Below are 17,437 nucleotides of genomic sequence, written 5' to 3' on the forward strand. Positions count from 1 at the left end.
CCACGGCGCAGGGGTCTGAACCAGATAGTCTGGTGGCTCCGTTGCCTCGGTTCTTTTTTTGCTTTCAGACGTTCTTATATCTGGTCTGAGTTGGCTCGCTTGATAGGGCTTTTCCTATCATGTTCGCGCTTTATGTGCCAGAGAGCCAGATAGGCATGTCCTGTGGGGCGGGTTTGCATCTGGCGGGCTGGGTGGCCGGTTTCAGCCGAGCAGGCTGTTATTGGGCCAAATGGGCACGTCCGTCTTTTTCTGGAGAAATGCGTTATGGCACCACTTCCTTTCCAACAAAGCTATGCGGCATTGCCAGAGAGGTTTTATGCCAATGTGCCTCTTTCCCCGGCGCCAGATCCCAAGCTGATCCGGTTGAATAATGCTTTGGCAGAACAACTTGGGTTGGATGCACAGTGGTTAGCCAGCCCGCAGGGTGTGGCGATGTTGTCTGGCAGCACAATGCCAGAAGGTGTGAATCCGCTTTCCATGGTTTATGCGGGCCATCAGTTTGGCAGCTTTAATCCTCAGTTGGGAGATGGCCGCGCCCTGTTGTTGGGGGATGTGCAGGATGCGCGGGGCCAAGTGTGGGAAGTACAGCTTAAAGGTTCTGGTCCCACACCGTTTTCTCGTAGTGGAGATGGACGCGCTGTGCTGGGCCCCGTGCTGCGTGAATATGTGGTGAGCGAAGCCATGCACGCCTTGGGTATTCCCACAACCCGTGCGCTGGCTGCCGTAAAAACGGGCATGACTGTTTTACGTGAAACCATGTTGCCCGGTGCTGTGCTGGCGCGTGTGGCCTCCAGCCATATTCGGGTTGGCACATTTCAGTATTTTGCATCACGGCAGGACTTGGCCGGACTGCGGCTTTTGGCGGATTTTGCCATTGCCCGGCATTATCCCCAAGTTGCACAAGCGCCTGCGCCATATTTGGCATTTTTGCAGCAGGTTATTGCGGCTCAGGCCAACCTTATCGCGCAGTGGATGCTGGTTGGGTTTATTCATGGTGTGATGAATACCGATAATATGGCTGTATCTGGAGAAACCATAGATTATGGCCCCTGCGCTTTTATGGATCAGTATGACCCTAATACCGTGTTCAGTTTTATTGATGAACGCGGGCGTTACGCTTTCACCAACCAGCCAACCATTGCCCTATGGAATCTGACACGTCTGGCAGAAGCTCTCCTACCGCTTCTTTCTGAGGATGAAGATGAAGGCGTGACCTTGGCCGGGCAGGCGCTTGAGCAGTTTGGTGGGATATTCCATGGCGCATATTTTGCAGGATTGCGGGCAAAACTTGGCCTGAAAACACAGCAGGTAGGGGATGAAACATTCTTTCATGCATTGTTTGATCAGATGCATAAACAGCAGGCAGATTTCACCAACACGTTCCGCAGCTTGAGTGATGAACGTGTGATAAGCGGCAACTATTTGCCAGACACGCTGGCGGGTATGCAGCCATGGCTGGCCCAATGGCGTCAGCGGTTAGCGCAGGAAGGAGAGGAAGCGCCAGCGGTGCGTGCAGAACATATGCGCCGTGTAAACCCATGTTACATTCCACGGAATCATCTGATGGAAGCCATGATAAACGCTGCTGTGGATAAAGATGATTACTCGCTATTTGAGACCATGCTGCGTTTGACAGCTTCACCTTATACAGAACAGGAAGGGATGGCGCGTTACACGCAGCCTCCGCAGCCTGAAGAGCGTGTCAGATATACATTTTGCGGAACGTAATAAGAAAACACCGTGCGTTATATGCAATCTGTTATGACGATGAAGTGATGGTTATCGGGTGTGGTTTCAACGCGTGCTTCTACACGGTACACTGTGCGCAGCAGATCTGGCGTTAAAACCTCTGTTGGAGGGCCAGAGGCGATAATACGACCTTTGTGCAGCACACACACCAGATCACATAGATTCAATGCGATGTTCAGATCATGGAGCACCATGAGTGTCACAAGATTATTTTTGCGGGTAATCTGTGTGAGCAACTTTGTAACGGCATACTGATAATGCAGATCCAATGCGCTCAGGGGTTCATCCAGCAACAATGCGTGGGGCTGGCGGCCAAGAGCTTGTGCCAAACCAATAAGCTGACGTTGACCTCCAGAAAGTTCATTCAGTTTGCGTAATGCCAGATGGGCAATATTAAACTGTTCCAGCAGATGCAATGAAACCCGAATGTTTTCCTCATTCGGAGCATCTGCAAAACTGTGTCTGTGAGACATAATGCGTTTTGCAGCCAGCATGGCTTCCAGTGCTGTGATGTTGACGGGCGCAGGAAGAGCTTGCGGAAGGTACAGGCAATGCTGGGAGCGTTCAGGCAAACGCAGCTTGGCAAGTTGAATATTATCTAGAGTGATGCAGCCCTGAGCAGGCAATAACCCGCTCATGGCGCGCAGCAAGGTGGATTTTCCGCTCCCATTTGGCCCCAGAAGGGCACAGATACGTCCATGCGGAAAGCAAGGTGTTGTTAGATCATGCAACACCATATTGCGCCCATAATGAACGGTAAGGTTTTGTGCCATCAGGCCAGAAACAGGTTTGCCAGTGTTCATACCATTGGCCTCTGTTTGAGGATAATGGCCAGAAAAAATGGAATGCCAACCAAGGATGTAATAATGCCAAGAGGCACAATAATGCCTGGGACCAAAATACGTGCAACCAGAGCAGAAACAGACAGAATAAGCGCGCCGGTCAATAAACTGCCGGGTAGGCTGAAATGATGGTCCTCTCCCACCAAACGGCGTGCGATATGAGGGGCCACTAACCCAACAAATCCAATAACGCCCACAAAAGCAACGGAAAGAGCGCATAGCAGGCTGATACGTAGCAGAGCTGCGCGCCGGAGATGAGGAACATCTATACCAAGGCTGGCTGCTCGCTCTTCTCCCATCTGTAACAATGTGAGGCCGCCAGCGGCCCGGAGAGAGAACGGGAAAATAAGAGCCAGACTGCCTGCCAACAAAGCCAGTGTGGCCCATGTGGCACGGCTAAGGCTTCCCAATGTCCAGAAAACCAGATCTTGTAGTGTATCTTCACTGGCAACAAATTGCATAAGGGCGACAAGAGACTGAAATGAGAAAACCAGAGCAACGCCACACAAAATAATCGTGCTGGTATCGGCCTGTCGCAACCGGGTGAGCAGATCCAAAGCAAAAACGGAAAATACGGAAAATATAAAGGCACAGCCAGCGACAAGCCAGTTATCTGGCACGCCAGGAATATGCCATTGCAGCACAATAGCTAAAGAGGCTCCAAATGCGCCGGCAGCAGAAACGCCCAAGGTAAAAGGGCTTGCTAATGGATTGGCCAGAACTGTTTGCATTTCTGCGCCTGCCAAACCAAGTGCGCCACCAACACAAGCTGCCATAAGGGCGTAGGGCATGCGAATTTGCCAGACAATAATAGCCGTTTGCTGCGGTACGGAAGCTGAATTAAAAAGTGTCTGCAAAAACAGTGCTGGAGAGAGATGGGAGGGGCCCACCAGAAAATTGGCTCCTAGTGACAAGATAACGCCTATGGTCAGACAGCCAAGGACAAGCAGCCGTTTGTAAATGCTGGTACGATATGTTGCCTGCACCACAGTGATATCTGGCAACATGTCTTTGGGGCTTGGCATGGTATCCTGTGCTTGACGCTGCGCAGAGGAAAAGGCTTTGTGCATTTTCATCTTTTCCTTCTGCATGAAACTTGAAAAACGGATAGGTATTGGCACAGATGGTTGTAATGCAAAATGGTTATGATCCATCTTTGCTGGTCAGGGAAACATCTGTCTCCCTGACTGTCACCCCGGAGCAGGCTGGAGAACGGATTGACCGTTTTCTGGCAACTGCCGTGCAAATGCTTTCGCGCTCCCGCATCAAAAGCTTAATTGAAGAGGGGCATCTTGTATGTGATGGCGTGTGCATAAAGGAACCAGCAGCCATAGCGCGTGCTGGCATGACGGTAGAACTGACCATTCCACCAGCAGCCCCAGCTATTCCACAAGGTGAGAATATTTCGTTTACTGTTTTATATGAAGATGATGACCTGATTGTGCTGGATAAACCGGCGGGTCTGGTTGTGCACCCCGCACCGGGAAATGAAACAGGCACGTTGGTTAATGGCCTGATTGCCCATTGTGGAGAAACCCTGAAAGGCATAGGGGGAGAACGCCGTCCCGGAATTGTACATAGGCTGGATAAAGATACATCTGGCGTGATGGTGGCTGCCAAGACAGAAATGGCACATCAGGCATTATCTGAAGATTTTGCGGCACGTCGGATAGATCGGGCTTATCTGGCATTTTGTTGGGGGCTGCCTAATCCGGCGGAAGGTGATTTTGAAGGTGCCATCGGGCGCGATAAGCGTGACCGCAAGCGTATGGCCCTTACGCCCAAAGGCGGAAAATGGGCATTAACACATTATCGTACCTTAGAAGCTTTTGGCGCAGGTGCCGCTCTTGTGGCCTGTAAGTTGGCAACAGGCCGTACACATCAGATTCGGGTGCACTTTTCTGCTCATGGACACCCCTTAATAGGGGATCCTCTCTATTTGCGTCGGGTTCCTGCGGCGTCTCGTATTCTGTCTCCGGGCGCACGTGCTGCTGCACTGGATTTTCCACGGCAGGCTCTGCATGCAGCACGGCTTGGATTTACACACCCCAGAACGGGTGAAAAACTGCTGTTTGAAACACCAATGCCAGAAGATATGCAGGAGCTGGAACGTGCCCTGAAGGCGGGTCTGGAATAGCTTTTTCGATTCGGGAATAGGAAACAGGACTGTTTAAGTCCAGAAACATGGCTGTCTTCTGCCATGCACCTTAGAATTCTTGACACATGTGCTTTTTCCAGCGCACCCTACTGCACCCGTCATACTTTGGCACCGTAGCCAGATCGGCGGGAGCCCCTCTTTTTCAGTTGCCGCTCATACGGAGGGCAGAGGGAATGAGGTTAAGACATCTGTCCATCGCATGACTGGATCTCGCCTCTTTAACGGATGCATTTGAGACATTACGGGAACCCAAAGCATCCAAGGGAGTTTCCAGATCAGGGGAGTTAGTCAGCACATGGTATCTTCCGTTATCAATGTTGGGCCTGAAAACAATCTTTCAAGGTACCTTCAGGAAATCCGCAAGTATCCACTTCTGACACCAGAAGAGGAACTCAGTCTTTCGCGCCTGTGGCGTGATAAAGGGGATGTAAAGGCTGCGCATCGGCTTGTGACATCTCACCTGCGCTTGGTTGCAAAAATCGCTATGGGTTATCGTGGGTATGGTCTGCCGATCAATGAACTGATCAGTGAAGGCAATATCGGCATGATGCAGGCCGTCCGGCGGTTTGACCCTGAAAAAGGGTTTCGTCTGGCTACCTATGCCATGTGGTGGATTCGTGCAGCTATTCAGGAATATATCCTGCATAGCTGGTCTTTGGTGAAAATGGGCACAACGGCTGCCCAAAAGAAACTGTTCTTCAATTTGCGCCGCCTGAAAGGGCAGATGCAGGCCATTGATGATGGTGACTTAAAGCCAGAGCAGGTTAACAAGATTGCCACAACCCTAGGTGTATCCGAACAGGATGTGGTGGATATGAACCGCCGTATGGCTGCGCCTGACCACAGTTTGAACGCACCTATGCGGGCAGATCAGGATAGTGAATGGCAAGATCGTCTGGTGGATGATCACACCAATCAGGAAGATGTTTACGCAGAAAATGAAGAACTTTCAGGGCGTAAGGCACTGCTTTCTTCTGCCATGGAAAATCTGAACGACCGTGAACGTCGGATTTTCACAGAACGCCGGTTGAAGGATGATCCTTCTACGCTTGAGGAACTGGCGCATGAATATGGTATTTCACGCGAGCGGGTGCGCCAGATTGAAGTGCGGGCATTTGAAAAAGTGCAAGCGGCAATGAAAAAGGAAGTTCAGGCTAGGCGCGAAGAAAACGCCTAAAATATATAACCTTAAAGGCTTTTTCTGTGCGCACATCATGCGGATAGGAAGAGCCTTTAAGTTGGGGATAATAAAAGAACGCCTGTTATAAGGCCGCCGCTGCATCCTGAATAAAGAATGTAGCATCTGTTCGGCCGTTCCATGTTTCGGCACGTAAATAACCTGCCAGATGCAAGGCAGGGCGGGTTGTATCTTCCAGCTTAGCCGCTAAAGGATTTTCGTGCGCACGGAATAAAAGAGCCTTTAGTCGGCCTGTGTTTTCACCCTTTAAAAGCAGGCGCAGTGTGTTGCCGTCTCGCCCAATCCGATCAGCCCGTATAACGTTTACACGTGGTATGGCCAGCAAAGGTTCTGCGTTTCCTGCGCCAAATGGCGCAAGGGCAGCCATATCCTGAGCTAATTCAGCCGTGGCGCCAGAAATGGCCACAACAGCATCTATTGTAAGCGGAACCCTATCTGGCAGCGTGGCGGCCTGTGCCAGCCGAGCATCCAGAAGGGAATGAAAATCTTCCAGCTTATCAGCTGTAAGGGAGAAGCCAGCAGCCATGGCGTGGCCACCGCCTGTTTGCAATATGCCATTTTGACGTGCTGCAATAATTACGGTGCCAAGATCCAGCCCCGGAACAGAGCGGCCAGACCCTTTAATGGTGCCATCTTCCTGTTCTGCTCCCACAAGGGCAGGGCGGTTGAAGCGTTCTTTAATACGCCCGGCGACAATGCCCACAACTCCGGGGTGCCAGTCTTTTCCGGCAAGTAAAATAACGGCGTGTCCAGCTTCTTTCTGCGCTTCGGCCTGTTGCATGGCGCGGTCCAGAATATCGGCTTCAACACCTTGCCTGCGACGGTTTACGGCATCCAGCCGTTCGGCCATCTGGCGTGCTTCAAAACTATCGGAACATCGGAGCAAGCGCAGCCCCAAGGGCGCTTCTGCAATACGGCCGCCTGCATTGATACGTGGCCCTAATGCAAAACCACAGGAAAAAGCATCTGGTGCTTTGGTAATACCAGCAATTTCCAGAAGGGCATTGAGACCGGTGCGTTGGCGACGGGCCATAATTTTAAGCCCCTGCGTAACAAATGCACGATTAAGGCCGTGTAACGGCATAACATCGCAAACTGTTGCAAGGGCAACCAGATCAAGCTGTCGCATTAAATCTGGCGGTGGTTGAGCTGTGCTAAACCATTCAGCTCGTCTCAGATCTCGCGTAGTGGCAACAGCAGCAAGAAAGGCAAGGGCTGCAGCACAAATATGGTGCAAACCAGAGGAACAGTCCGGCCGGTTTGGGTTGACTGTTGCCAGAATGGGGGGAAGGGCATCTTCTGATTTATGGTGATCAAGAACAATCACATCAGCTTTGTCTGTGACTTGGGACAGAATGTCTGCCGAGGCAGTGCCACAATCCACACAGATCAGAACGGAAGCGCCTTGTGTAATCAAATTGTTCAGCGCTGCAACGTTAGGACCATATCCTTCGGTCATTCTATCTGGAATATGGGTATGAACCGTGCAACCCAATTCTTCAAAAAAAGAGGCGAGAATGGCGGAAGCGCAAGCGCCATCCACATCATAATCACCAAAAATACCAATGACTTCACGGTTCTGGACAGCCGTGGCCATGCGCGCTGCGGCTTTATCCATATCCGTCAGATTAGAAGGGTCGGGCAGAAGTGCCCGCAGCTTGGGTTCCAGAAAATGCGGTGCCTGATCTGGTGTAATCTGGCGCATGGCCAACAATCGGCCAACTATTTCTGGAATACCCAATTGTTGCGCTAAAGCCGCGCCCAAGCGCATGAGTGCGGGGTCTTCTGCGCCAGCGCGCCAAACCCAACGACGGCCAACAAAGCTGGCTTCCACCCCTAATACAGAAGGGGTGGAAGTTTCCTCAGATTGGTGAGTAAGTTCCAAGCTGTTGCTTTGCATTAAACAGTAAAGCCGCTTATTGCGGAGTCCAGGTTTTGGTTTTGAAGTTGTGGTGGCCTTCAATAAAACGCACAGTCCCGGATTTGGAACGCATTACGAGCGAATGTGTAACAGCCTGATGCGGCAATTGGCGCACACCACGTAGTAACGTGCCGGTGGTAACGCCTGTGGCAGAAAACAGCACAGATCCGGCGGCCAGATCATGCAGCCCCAATTTACGATCGGGATCTTTTCCGGGGTTCATTTTGCGGGCGCGTTCGCGCTGTCCTTCATCTTCAAACAGCAAGCGGCCCTGCATCTGCCCTTCTACACAACGAATGGCCGCAGCAGTCAGCACACCTTCTGGTGCACCGCCAGAACCCACATAAATATCAACCTGGCTGGTATCAAGGCATGCAGCAATACCACCGGCCACATCGCCGTCTGTCAGCAGGCGCACCCGCGCGCCTGCTGCACGGGCGCGGGCAATCATTTCCTCATGCCGTTCCCGATCAAGGGTGCAGAGCAGCAGATCCTGAACAGTTTTGCCTTTGGCTTTGGCCAAGTTTTTAAGGTTGGTTTCAATGGAGTTATCCAGATCAACAACGCCATCTGGCAGATTGGGGCCAACCACAATCTTGTCCATATAAATATCAGGCGCATGCAGGAAGTTGCCACGTTCTGCTAGTGCCACCACGGTAATGGCGTTGGGCATATCTTTGGCACATAGGTTTGTGCCTTCCAGCGGGTCCACGGCAATATCCATGCCAGGGCCACCAGCGCCCACTTTTTCGCCAATATACAGCATAGGGGCTTCGTCCATTTCCCCTTCACCAATCACCACCAGGCCATCAATGGCTACGGTATCAAATGCTGTGCGCATGGCTTCTACGGCTGCGCCATCAGCATCGTTTTTGCGGCCGCGTCCTGTCCAGCGGGCGGAAGCCAGAGCAGCAGCTTCCGTTACACGTACCAGCTCAAGCGCCAGATTGCGGTCGGAAACAACGAAGGGAGAGGGGCCAATGGAATCAGACATCAGAAACAGGATCCTTGCTGTAAAAGTCTATGATACCGGAAAAGGTGGCTAGAATCAGGCTGTTTCAATCCGAATCATAACAGGGCTGTCCGTCACTACGCTCAGGGCATCTATTTTGGTAATAGCTTCCTGCATGGCAGCTTCCGATGTCTGATGGGTTACCAGAACAAGTGGCACATAGGGTGTGGCCTCGTTTTCTGCCGGGTGCTGAAGCATGCTGCGCAAAGAAACGCCGCAATCCCGCAAGACTGCTGTAATATCAGCAATAACGCCGGGGCGGTCTTCTACCATCAAGCGCAGATAGAATGTACCGGCACCAGTACCAGCCGGGCAGGCGCGCAATGCTGGTTCCGCACTGGCCTGCACGCCCCATACCGGAATGGTGTGCCCGCGGGCAATATCAATCAGGTCAGCAGTAACAGCACAGGCGGTTGGGCCCGCACCGGCTCCTCGGCCTTCCAACATGATACGGCCAACAAATTCGCCCTCTGCCACCACAGCGTTAAATACACCATCAACCAGCGCGATAGGAGCGTTATGGGGCAGCAGGCAAGGTGCCACACGGGCCTGAAGGCCAGCATCTGTCAGACGCGCCAGCCCCAGCAGCTTGATGCGGTAGCCAAGAGTGCGCGCAAACGCAAAGTCAATAGCGCCAATCTGGCGGATGCCTTCAACTTGCACAGAGTCAAAGGCCACAGGGCGGCCAAAAGCCAGGCCAGCAAGAATTGTCAGCTTATGGGCTGCATCTATGCCATCAATATCAGTGGAAGGATCGGCTTCAGCATATCCCAGATCCTGCGCATCTTTCAGCACCAGATCAAAATCCTTACCCGTTTCACGCATAACGGTCAGGATATAGTTACATGTGCCGTTCAGAATGCCACCAACATGCAGCAATTTATCTGCCGCCAAGCCCTCGCGCACTGTTTTAATGGCGGGAATGCCACCTGCTACGGCAGCCTCAAAAAGCAATGGTGCATTATTGTCTGCGCTAAGTTTGGCAAGGGCAGAGCCGTGCACAGCCAAAAGTGCCTTGTTGGCGGTTACAACGGGTTTGCCAGCAGCCAGTGCTTTTTCCACCAGTGCCCGCGCTGGCCCCTCGCTTCCGCCAATAAGTTCGACAACAACATCTACATCCGGGTCTGAAACCAGATCCTGCGGATTATCATGCCAACGCAGGGTGGAAACATCTATGCCACGGTCACGCGTACGGTCTCTGGCGCTTACGGCCACCACTTCCAGCTTGCGGCCAGCGCGTGCGCTCAGCAATTCTGCATTTACGCGCAAGAGGCGAATAACGCCTGCGCCAACCGTGCCCAGACCGGCAATACCAAGACGAAGAGGAGAGGAATTGGAACAGGATGTCACGGTGTAACAGGCTCCGGCTTTTTTGTAGAGGAAGAAGAGGATGGTGATACCCCATGCGCGGATAGGAACCCACGAATGGAACGCAGGGCCTGGCGTAGGCGCTGGGTGTTTTCAACCAACCCGATACGGACATGGTCATCACCATATTCACCAAATCCAAGCCCAGGGGCCACAGCGACCCCGGCTTCTTCCAGAAGAAGTTTGGAAAAGGCAACGCTGCCCATTTCACGGAACGGTTCGGGAATAGGCGCCCATGCGAACATTGATCCTTCTGGGGAGGGCACATCCCACCCCGCGGCATGTAGGCCCCGGATCAGAACATCGCGCCGGTCCTTATAAAGGGCACGTAAATCTGCCACGCAATCCTGCGGGCCGTTTAGGGCTGTCACAGCTGCAACCTGAATAGGAGTGAAAGCGCCATAATCCAGATAAGATTTAATACGGGTTAGGGCGGCAATCAGGCGTTCATTGCCAGCGGCAAAACCTACGCGCCATCCGGCCATGGAATAGGTTTTGGAAAGTGATGTAAACTCTACTGCAATGTCTTTCGCACCCGGCACTGCCAGAATGGAAGGAGGCACAAGGTCACCAAAATAGATTTCAGCATATGCCAGATCAGACAGAATCCAGATTTCTTCCTTCCGGCAGAAAGCGACCAGTTCCTTGTAGAAATCCAGATCAGCCAGATAGGCCGTTGGGTTGGAAGGGAAATTGACAATCAGTGCCGTGGGCTTGGGTACGGAATGACGTACAGCCCGCTCCAGTGCACGCAGCATGTTCTCATCAGGTGTCGCTGGAATGGAACGAATGGAAGCCCCGGCAATAATAAAGCCAAACTGATGAATGGGATAGGAAGGGTTGGGAACCAGAATGGTATCCCCCGGACTGGTAATGGCAGAAGCCAGATTGGCCAGTCCTTCCTTGGAGCCCAGTGTCACAATCACTTCCTTGTCCGGGTCCAGCCCGACGTGAAAGCGGCGTTCATAATACCCGGCAACAGCCTTGCGCAACCCCGGAATACCGCGGCTGACTGAATAACGGTGCGTGCGTGGGTCCTGCACTGTTTCCAGCAGTTTATTTACAATGTGCTGCGGGGTAGGTGTGTCTGGGTTGCCCATGCCAAGATCAATAATATCCTCGCCACGCGCGCGGGCTGCTGCCTTGGCCTGGTTTACCGAGGCAAATACATAAGGCGGCAGGCGGCGGATGCGATGGAACTCTTCAGTCATGGGTTTCTGATGCTCTAAAGAAGCAGGGGAGATAAGGCCCCCGCAGGTTTGTGGGAAGAAACATAGTAATCGTCAGAACAGAACAGGCAACTCCTCACGCGGCGCAAAATGCTGGAATGACTGTTTTGTAAACATGCTTTACGGGCTGGTTGCCACTTTGGCGCCTGTACCAAAGGCATCTCCGCGCACATGAATGGCAGTTGAAGGTACGCCAAGATTTACCAGTTCTGTTGCCAGACGTTGTGCCCGCAAAAGCCCCAGCTTTACGGCATCGGACTGATCCTGTGCGCTGAGTGAAAGCGCGTTGCCAAACCCACGGATAAAGAATGGCCCATTGGGGTGGTCTGCCTTGAGTTTGCTGAGCGTGTTTTCCTGCCCGCTGGAAAGCATGTCTGATTGTGGCACAAAATGGAACGAGGTGCCCTTTACATCTACCAGATCATAATTTGGTTTGATGGTATCTGGCAGATGCGCATCGGAGGGCACATCAAAGCCCGGAAACGATGGGGCAGAGGGTGGTCCATCTGGAATTTGTGGAATGGCAGAATCCGGAATTTCCGTCTGGGCGGCTTTTGGTCGCACTTCTGGCAGGCCCACTTCCGGCTCAGCTTCGGCTGTCATGTTCTGCTTTTTGTCAGCATGGCTGCTCTGGGAAGGTGCCTTGCCAGTTTGGGCAGCCGTGGAACTGGTGTTTGGCGCTGGTGAGGAATCCGCCGCATCCATAATGGCACCGCTTACACCTTCTGGCAGACTGGCCTGCTGCGTGCCATCTTGTGTGTTGCCTTTTGGTTGTGTGGCAGATGCCGCGCCTTTGGCAGGAGGCTGCGCTGCGGCTGAGGGCGGAGGCGGGATATCTGGAATAAGGCTGCCATTGGCTGCTACCGTGCGATACGCCAGATTGCGCTCACGAATAAGTTCTTGCGTGACAAGCTGCCGATCTTGGGGCGAAGGCATTTCTGGTGCCTGGGTGGGTGTGAGGCCAACATGTGGGTAAGGGTCATAAATACCCGGCGGTGGTGGGCGTTGGGAGGCAATAACCCCACCACGCATATGCTGCATCCATGAAAGAGTACCATCAATGGCGTCTTTATGGGGGCTACACCCCCCCAGAAGGAGCACGCCAGAAACCATAAGCCCGCCAAGCCGCACAACCGGTTTTATAACTATGGCGCTGCGGAGTGTCCGCTTGTGTTCTAAGCAGGGTTGCGGCATGGCTGCGCGGATACTCCAACGAATGAAAACCAGAGACATGAGACGGAGCGCACCTTACCCTTTTCCGTCCCGGCTGGCGAGACAGCACATGATTGCCCCTTGGCAGGCAGCCTTAGGCAGCGCAGGATAAGAGAATGTACACAGATACAGAACATGCGGAGAAAGCAATGACGGGCATTTTCCCCCGTAACGCCATCAAGATGGATGACGAACCGGAAACTCCGGCAACCCCGGAGAAGGCAGAAGAAAAAACAGCCGGCGCCCCGCATGGCGAACTGGAACACAAGTTGTTCAAGCAGCGGAAAGTGCTGATTTTTGGCGGGATTGATGATAAAATTGCCCGTGATGTAACGGGCCGTCTATTGGCGTTGGCAGGTGAATCTGACCAGCCGATTGATGTTTACGTTAACTCCCCTGGTGGGCATGTGGAAAGTGGAGACACGATTCATGATATGATCCGCTTTGTCGATTCGATTGCTCCGATCAACATGATTGGCACAGGTTGGGTGGCATCTGCTGGGGCGCTTATTTTTGCGGCCGGGCATAAAGAGCGTCGATTCTGCTTACCCAATACGCGTTTTCTGCTGCACCAGCCGATGGGTGGCGTACGTGGGCCGGCAACGGATATCGACATTGAAGCGCGTGAAATTATCAAGATGCGTGAACGGCTGAACCGGATTTTCGCCAAGGAAACCGGGCATAGCTATGAAAAAGTCGCTAAAGATACGGATCGTAACTATTGGATGTCCGCCAAGGAAGCGATTGATTACGGCTTAGTGACCAAGATCATTTCAAAGCTGTCTGATCTGCACTAATACACAACGCGCCTGCCTCGCATTTCCAGTTCTGGATTGGGTGAGGCAGGCGCGTTTGCGTTACTGGATCTGCCGTTATATCTGCCCAGATGTTGGGTGTCGTATCACGCAGGATCCCTAGAAAACAGGTTCCTCACATGGGTTCTCTGAGCGATATCTATTCTCATCTGCCTGAAAGCATGGATGATCTGCCTCCGCCGCCCAATGAGGCGGCCGTGGAAGAGGCCGATTATCGTGCCCGCCATTGGGTAAGCCCTTTAAAAGGGCCGCTTACACCGGGGTCTGAGGCGCATAAGCATGCCTTGGCGGAAATGTTCCGCGAGACGTTTAATCCATACAGGCCATCTGTTATCAACTGGCCCAAGCTGGACCCGGAAACGCTTAAACGTGTGACCTCCCTCCCTATCTGGGATATCGCCGTACAGACAGAGGGCAAGGCCCGCCTGCGCATGGCTGCTTACGCCAATCTGGTAACAGATCCGGATATGAAGGATGCCATCTCCCGCAATGCGTGGGAGGAAAACCGGCATAAGGAAGTACTGTCCAAAATGGTGGCAGCCTATGATATCCCCATGGCGCCGGAGCCTCCATATGTTGAGCCCAAGGATGTTGAATGGGCTTATCTGGTGACAGGTTTTTCCGAATGTGTGGACAGTTTTTTTGCTTTTGGCATGTTCGAACTGGCCAAGCGTTCGGGCTATTTTCCGCCGGAACTGACAGATACGTTTGAGCCTATCATGCAGGAGGAGTGCCGACATATCCTTCTGTTTGCCAACTGGTTGGCATGGAACCGGGCGGTTATGCCATGGTGGCGGCGGCCTTATTTTGAACTGAAGGTGCTGGCTGTTTGGGCTTTCCTTGGATATGAGCGTTTGTCTTTGGTGCGCACGGTGGATGATGAAGGCCATGTGCATACGCAGGATAACAATTTTACGGTAACCGGCACCAAGGAAGTCACCAACATTCAGATCAATCTGCCGGATTTCATGCAGCTTTGTCTGGATGAGGATGACCGACGTTTTTCCGGGTATGATCCGCGTTTGCTGCGCCCAACAACCACACCTGCCATTGCACGGGTTATTCGTGATGTTGGCCGGTGTTGGGAATTTGCTAGCGGTGTTTTTAAGGCCAACCGTAAAACAGCGTCTTAATCTGTTTCGAACCTCCATCAACCAGCCTGACTTTTATGCAGGCTGGTTTTGTTTTTTCAGGTTGGGTGGTGTTGCGTTCTCTTTCTGCAAAAGGGGGCAAGCCACCGTATTTTCCAGATTATATTACCGCTCAGTGTGGTGAGGGTATTCTGTTCGTATTACGGAACAGGTGGCGCAAGAATGCTGAACGTTTTTTCAGGTAACGGCGAATAAATTAAGTGATTGTGCCGTCTATAAGGCGCAAAATACGCTTGAAATTTGTCTTGGCGGGCGGACTCTTTTAAAGCAGCCCCAACAGACAAAACCTCAACGCAACGAGGAACTGTGCCGGGAAGGAAGCAGATGGTGAACAAATACGGTGTTGGGGTAAGACGCACGTATGATGAATAGTCAGGTTAAGGCGCTGTTTGTCCGTGTCTTTCGTAACACTGGGTACATTCTGGGAGGGCGCGGTTTTTGTGCGGCCTTGTCCTTGTTTACCACAGCTATTGCAGCACGTGCGTTGGGTTTGCAGGATTATGGCGTTCTGCTGCTGATTAACTCTTTTGTTCTTTCCTGTTCGGCTGGGCTGCGGTTTCAATCCTGGCAGCCCTTATTGCAATATGGCAGCAGCTTACATCGGGCAGGAGACAAGCAGCCTTTTCAAGTGCTCCTACGTCATTGCATGTTACTGGATGGCGTAGGCGCCGTGGCAGGTATGTGTGTTGCCTTGCTATTATGTAGTTGGTTTGGGGCTTTGTTAGGATGGGGAGATATATCTTCTTCCATGCCCTTTTGGTACATGACTGTTATTCTGTTCATGAACACCGGCGGCGCCATGGGGGTTATGCGGCTTCTGGATCGGTATGAACTGTCTGTCATGGCAGATAGCGGAAGCGGGCTTATTCGTTTGGCAGGTAGCCTTGTAGGGCTGGTTTGGCATTGGTCATTCACCAGTTTTTTGCTGATTTGGTATCTTTCTACGGTTGCATCTTTCCTTATAAATTATGGAATGGGAGCCTTTTTGCTCTTGCGGGCAAATAGTCTGCAAAATTTCCGTATGTTGGGAGTGCCTTGGGTTAGCCCTATCAAGGGGATCTGGCGTTTTATATTTTCTGTCAGCATCAATCAGGCGCTAGCGCGTCTTTCCTCTCGTCTCACAGTTATGATTGTTGGCGCTGTTCTTGGGCCGCAAAGTGCCGCCATCTATAATGTGACATGGCAGATTTCTGATGGTTTGGCCCGTCCTGCCCAGATGATGACACCTGCCTTGTATCCAGAATTGGTTGCTTTGAAAGATAAAAGGGACTGGGCCTCTATCAGGCAGGTGACGCATCGTATTTTGCAGGTGTTGGGAGTGTTCTCTGTAGCGGTATTGGCTGTTGTTTTTGTGTTAGGCCCTTGGTTATTACATGTGTTGTTAACTGTGCCGTGGTCTGGCACCCGCACACTTTTGTTGCTGATGACACTGACCGCCATTTTGGATTTGTGGGATGTACCGCTGGAACCCTTGCTGGTTTCACTTAATCGGGCCCATCAGATTTTGCTAGGGCGGCTGTTTACAATGTGTATTACGCTTCCCTTGCTCTATTTTCTGACATCAGGGTTGGGAATGACAGGGGCTGGCTTGGCAACATTGATAGGCGAGCTGGTTATTTTTCTGACAAGGCTTGTGCCTTATCTATTGATGAGCCGGAAACAGGATTTTGGGAAAGGTAATGGGTGAAACATTACCAGTTTCTCACATGGGTGAGGTGTGGATATTGGATACGCACCGTGCTGGTGAAATGGCACAGTGCAAGGCTTTGGCGGATATGCTTGGTTTACCGTGCCAGATTGTTCCGCTTCAAGCAGACTTTAGCTTGCCCGAACAGATACCGGATACACAAAACATCAGGTTGATTTTGTCTTTTGGTAATGCGGTACGGGCCGCACTGGCATTACGTGCGCGTTGCAAAACAGTTCCCGCTATTGTGCAGATAGGGCGACCAAGCCATATACCTGTTACAGATCTGGATCTGATTATTATTCCACCGCAGGATGATTACCCTGCGGCATCTAATGTCTTGCGTTTAAGATTTCCTTTGAACGGTGCAGATAAAAACAAAACATTTATTCCCCAGATAGATCAGAAGACCCGGCATGGCGGTACTGTTGTGCTTTATGGTGCACCGTCTCGTCAGTTTTTTCTGAATGAACAGGATACATATAAACTCCTGTATTTTAGTAACAAATTGGCGCAAGCGCATCATGAACTTTTGCATGTTCTGACGAGCCCAAGAACACCTGTTGAAGCTGAAGGCTGGCTGAAAGAGATCAGTAAAACAATTCCGATGCAGATTTATAGTTTCCGAAAGGGTGTTAATCCTTTTCAGAATTTTTTGCGGGAAGCCAACCGGTTTGTTGTGACTGGAGATAGTGCATCCATGCTGGCAGATGCCTGCCGAACAGGCGTGCCTGTATGGGTTTTTCCGTTACGCCCCAAGCGTCGTTTTATGACGCGCTTGCAAGTTTGGGCAGATCGGCTAGGGCTGCAAACCATCCGAAACAAGTTGATAGAATATGGGTGGTTAGGTAGCGGAACGTGTTTTGATACATGGCATGCAACCTTGGCTGCGCAAAATTATATACGTTTGGCGGCACCACAGTTGCCGTTACAGGCCCTAAATTGGAGCCCAGAGGCATTTCATCGGGATGATGATATGCAAAAATGTTATGAAAGCATCATGAAACTGCCTTTGTTTGTTGCCAGAAAAGCCTAGGTATTGGATACGCTGGTAACGCGGCACTATATGTCACGGTTGTAGGCTCTGCCATGAGG

Annotated in this window: 14 protein-coding genes; 7 read left to right on the forward strand and 7 right to left on the reverse strand. The window is 51.9% G+C overall.

From position 1 onward, the window contains the following. Window positions 1-264 precede the first annotated feature (264 nt). Window positions 265-1,728 (forward strand): protein adenylyltransferase SelO, encoded by a 1,464-nt coding sequence (locus CSR02_RS12065; RefSeq protein ID WP_099541819.1) that lies wholly within the window; start codon window positions 265-267, stop codon window positions 1,726-1,728. A gap of 17 nt (window positions 1,729-1,745) precedes the next feature. Here the strand turns inward: CSR02_RS12065 and CSR02_RS12070 are convergent, their stop codons facing one another. Both CSR02_RS12070 and CSR02_RS12075 read right to left on the reverse strand, forming a co-directional pair. Next, complete coding sequence (locus CSR02_RS12070; protein ID WP_099541796.1) at window positions 1,746-2,552, reverse strand: ABC transporter ATP-binding protein; 807 nt, start codon at window positions 2,550-2,552, stop codon at window positions 1,746-1,748. After that, window positions 2,549-3,667, reverse strand: coding sequence for a FecCD family ABC transporter permease (locus CSR02_RS12075; protein ID WP_183172689.1), 1,119 nt, complete (start codon window positions 3,665-3,667; stop codon window positions 2,549-2,551). The genes CSR02_RS12070 and CSR02_RS12075 overlap by 4 nt, the downstream gene beginning before the upstream one ends. 47 nt (window positions 3,668-3,714) lie before the next feature. Between CSR02_RS12075 and CSR02_RS12080 the strand changes: the two genes are divergently transcribed. Together CSR02_RS12080 and rpoH are read left to right on the forward strand one after the other, a co-directional pair. Further along, complete coding sequence (locus CSR02_RS12080; RefSeq protein ID WP_183172690.1) at window positions 3,715-4,728, forward strand: RluA family pseudouridine synthase; 1,014 nt, start codon at window positions 3,715-3,717, stop codon at window positions 4,726-4,728. Between the two features lie 316 nt (window positions 4,729-5,044). Further along, entirely contained in the window at window positions 5,045-5,926 is an 882-nt protein-coding gene (gene rpoH / locus CSR02_RS12085; protein ID WP_042788167.1) for an RNA polymerase sigma factor RpoH, read from the forward strand. An 85-nt stretch (window positions 5,927-6,011) separates the two neighbouring features. On the opposite strand, the gene recJ is transcribed toward rpoH, so the two are convergent. The 5 genes from recJ to CSR02_RS12110 form a co-directional block, all read right to left on the reverse strand. Next, the gene (gene recJ / locus CSR02_RS12090; RefSeq protein WP_099541798.1) at window positions 6,012-7,847 is read right to left on the reverse strand and encodes a single-stranded-DNA-specific exonuclease RecJ; all 1,836 of its coding nucleotides are present in this window, start codon (window positions 7,845-7,847) and stop codon (window positions 6,012-6,014) included. Window positions 7,848-7,863: 16 nt separating this feature from the next. Continuing rightward, the gene (gene glpX / locus CSR02_RS12095; RefSeq protein WP_042788164.1) at window positions 7,864-8,862 is read right to left on the reverse strand and encodes a class II fructose-bisphosphatase; all 999 of its coding nucleotides are present in this window, start codon (window positions 8,860-8,862) and stop codon (window positions 7,864-7,866) included. Between the two features lie 54 nt (window positions 8,863-8,916). After that, entirely contained in the window at window positions 8,917-10,230 is a 1,314-nt protein-coding gene (locus CSR02_RS12100) for a homoserine dehydrogenase (protein ID WP_099541799.1), read from the reverse strand. Next, window positions 10,227-11,459, reverse strand: coding sequence for an LL-diaminopimelate aminotransferase (locus CSR02_RS12105; protein ID WP_042788162.1), 1,233 nt, complete (start codon window positions 11,457-11,459; stop codon window positions 10,227-10,229). Before CSR02_RS12105 ends, CSR02_RS12100 begins: the two co-directional genes overlap by 4 nt. A 138-nt stretch (window positions 11,460-11,597) precedes the next feature. Further along, window positions 11,598-12,710, reverse strand: a complete 1,113-nt coding sequence (locus CSR02_RS12110) for an OmpA family protein (protein ID WP_244176977.1) — start codon at window positions 12,708-12,710, stop codon at window positions 11,598-11,600. Between the two features lie 95 nt (window positions 12,711-12,805). Between CSR02_RS12110 and CSR02_RS12115 the strand changes: the two genes are divergently transcribed. The 4 genes from CSR02_RS12115 to CSR02_RS12130 all read left to right on the forward strand — a co-directional run bounded on the left by CSR02_RS12115 (window position 12,806) and on the right by CSR02_RS12130 (window position 17,378). After that, window positions 12,806-13,486, forward strand: coding sequence for an ATP-dependent Clp protease proteolytic subunit (locus CSR02_RS12115; RefSeq protein WP_183172688.1), 681 nt, complete (start codon window positions 12,806-12,808; stop codon window positions 13,484-13,486). 137 nt (window positions 13,487-13,623) lie between these two features. Continuing rightward, window positions 13,624-14,637 (forward strand): hypothetical protein, encoded by a 1,014-nt coding sequence (locus tag CSR02_RS12120; protein ID WP_099541800.1) that lies wholly within the window; start codon window positions 13,624-13,626, stop codon window positions 14,635-14,637. Between the two features lie 379 nt (window positions 14,638-15,016). Continuing rightward, window positions 15,017-16,342: a lipopolysaccharide biosynthesis protein gene (locus tag CSR02_RS12125; protein ID WP_099541801.1), complete on the forward strand. Its 1,326-nt coding sequence runs from the start codon at window positions 15,017-15,019 to the stop codon at window positions 16,340-16,342. Further along, on the forward strand, window positions 16,335-17,378 hold the full coding sequence (locus tag CSR02_RS12130) for an ELM1/GtrOC1 family putative glycosyltransferase (protein ID WP_099541802.1): 1,044 nt from the start codon (window positions 16,335-16,337) through the stop codon (window positions 17,376-17,378). The genes CSR02_RS12125 and CSR02_RS12130 overlap by 8 nt, the downstream gene beginning before the upstream one ends. Window positions 17,379-17,437 lie beyond the last annotated feature (59 nt).

The organism is Acetobacter pomorum (assembly GCF_002738225.1).
Taxonomy (GTDB): domain Bacteria; phylum Pseudomonadota; class Alphaproteobacteria; order Acetobacterales; family Acetobacteraceae; genus Acetobacter; species Acetobacter pomorum.

Excerpts from the sequence above, each read along its gene's own strand:
- CSR02_RS12065 (WP_099541819.1), top strand. The coding sequence starts at position 265 with ATGGCACCACTTCCTTTCCAACAAAGCTATGCGGCATTGCCAGAGAGG.
- CSR02_RS12070 (WP_099541796.1), bottom strand. The coding sequence starts at position 2,552 with ATGAACACTGGCAAACCTGTTTCTGGCCTGATGGCACAAAACCTTACC.
- CSR02_RS12075 (WP_183172689.1), bottom strand. The coding sequence starts at position 3,667 with ATGAAAATGCACAAAGCCTTTTCCTCTGCGCAGCGTCAAGCACAGGAT.
- CSR02_RS12080 (WP_183172690.1), top strand. The coding sequence starts at position 3,715 with ATGGTTGTAATGCAAAATGGTTATGATCCATCTTTGCTGGTCAGGGAA.
- rpoH (WP_042788167.1), top strand. The coding sequence starts at position 5,045 with ATGGTATCTTCCGTTATCAATGTTGGGCCTGAAAACAATCTTTCAAGG.
- recJ (WP_099541798.1), bottom strand. The coding sequence starts at position 7,847 with ATGCAAAGCAACAGCTTGGAACTTACTCACCAATCTGAGGAAACTTCC.
- glpX (WP_042788164.1), bottom strand. The coding sequence starts at position 8,862 with ATGTCTGATTCCATTGGCCCCTCTCCCTTCGTTGTTTCCGACCGCAAT.
- CSR02_RS12105 (WP_042788162.1), bottom strand. The coding sequence starts at position 11,459 with ATGACTGAAGAGTTCCATCGCATCCGCCGCCTGCCGCCTTATGTATTT.
- CSR02_RS12110 (WP_244176977.1), bottom strand. The coding sequence starts at position 12,710 with ATGTCTCTGGTTTTCATTCGTTGGAGTATCCGCGCAGCCATGCCGCAA.
- CSR02_RS12115 (WP_183172688.1), top strand. The coding sequence starts at position 12,806 with ATGTACACAGATACAGAACATGCGGAGAAAGCAATGACGGGCATTTTC.
- CSR02_RS12120 (WP_099541800.1), top strand. The coding sequence starts at position 13,624 with ATGGGTTCTCTGAGCGATATCTATTCTCATCTGCCTGAAAGCATGGAT.
- CSR02_RS12125 (WP_099541801.1), top strand. The coding sequence starts at position 15,017 with ATGATGAATAGTCAGGTTAAGGCGCTGTTTGTCCGTGTCTTTCGTAAC.
- CSR02_RS12130 (WP_099541802.1), top strand. The coding sequence starts at position 16,335 with ATGGGTGAAACATTACCAGTTTCTCACATGGGTGAGGTGTGGATATTG.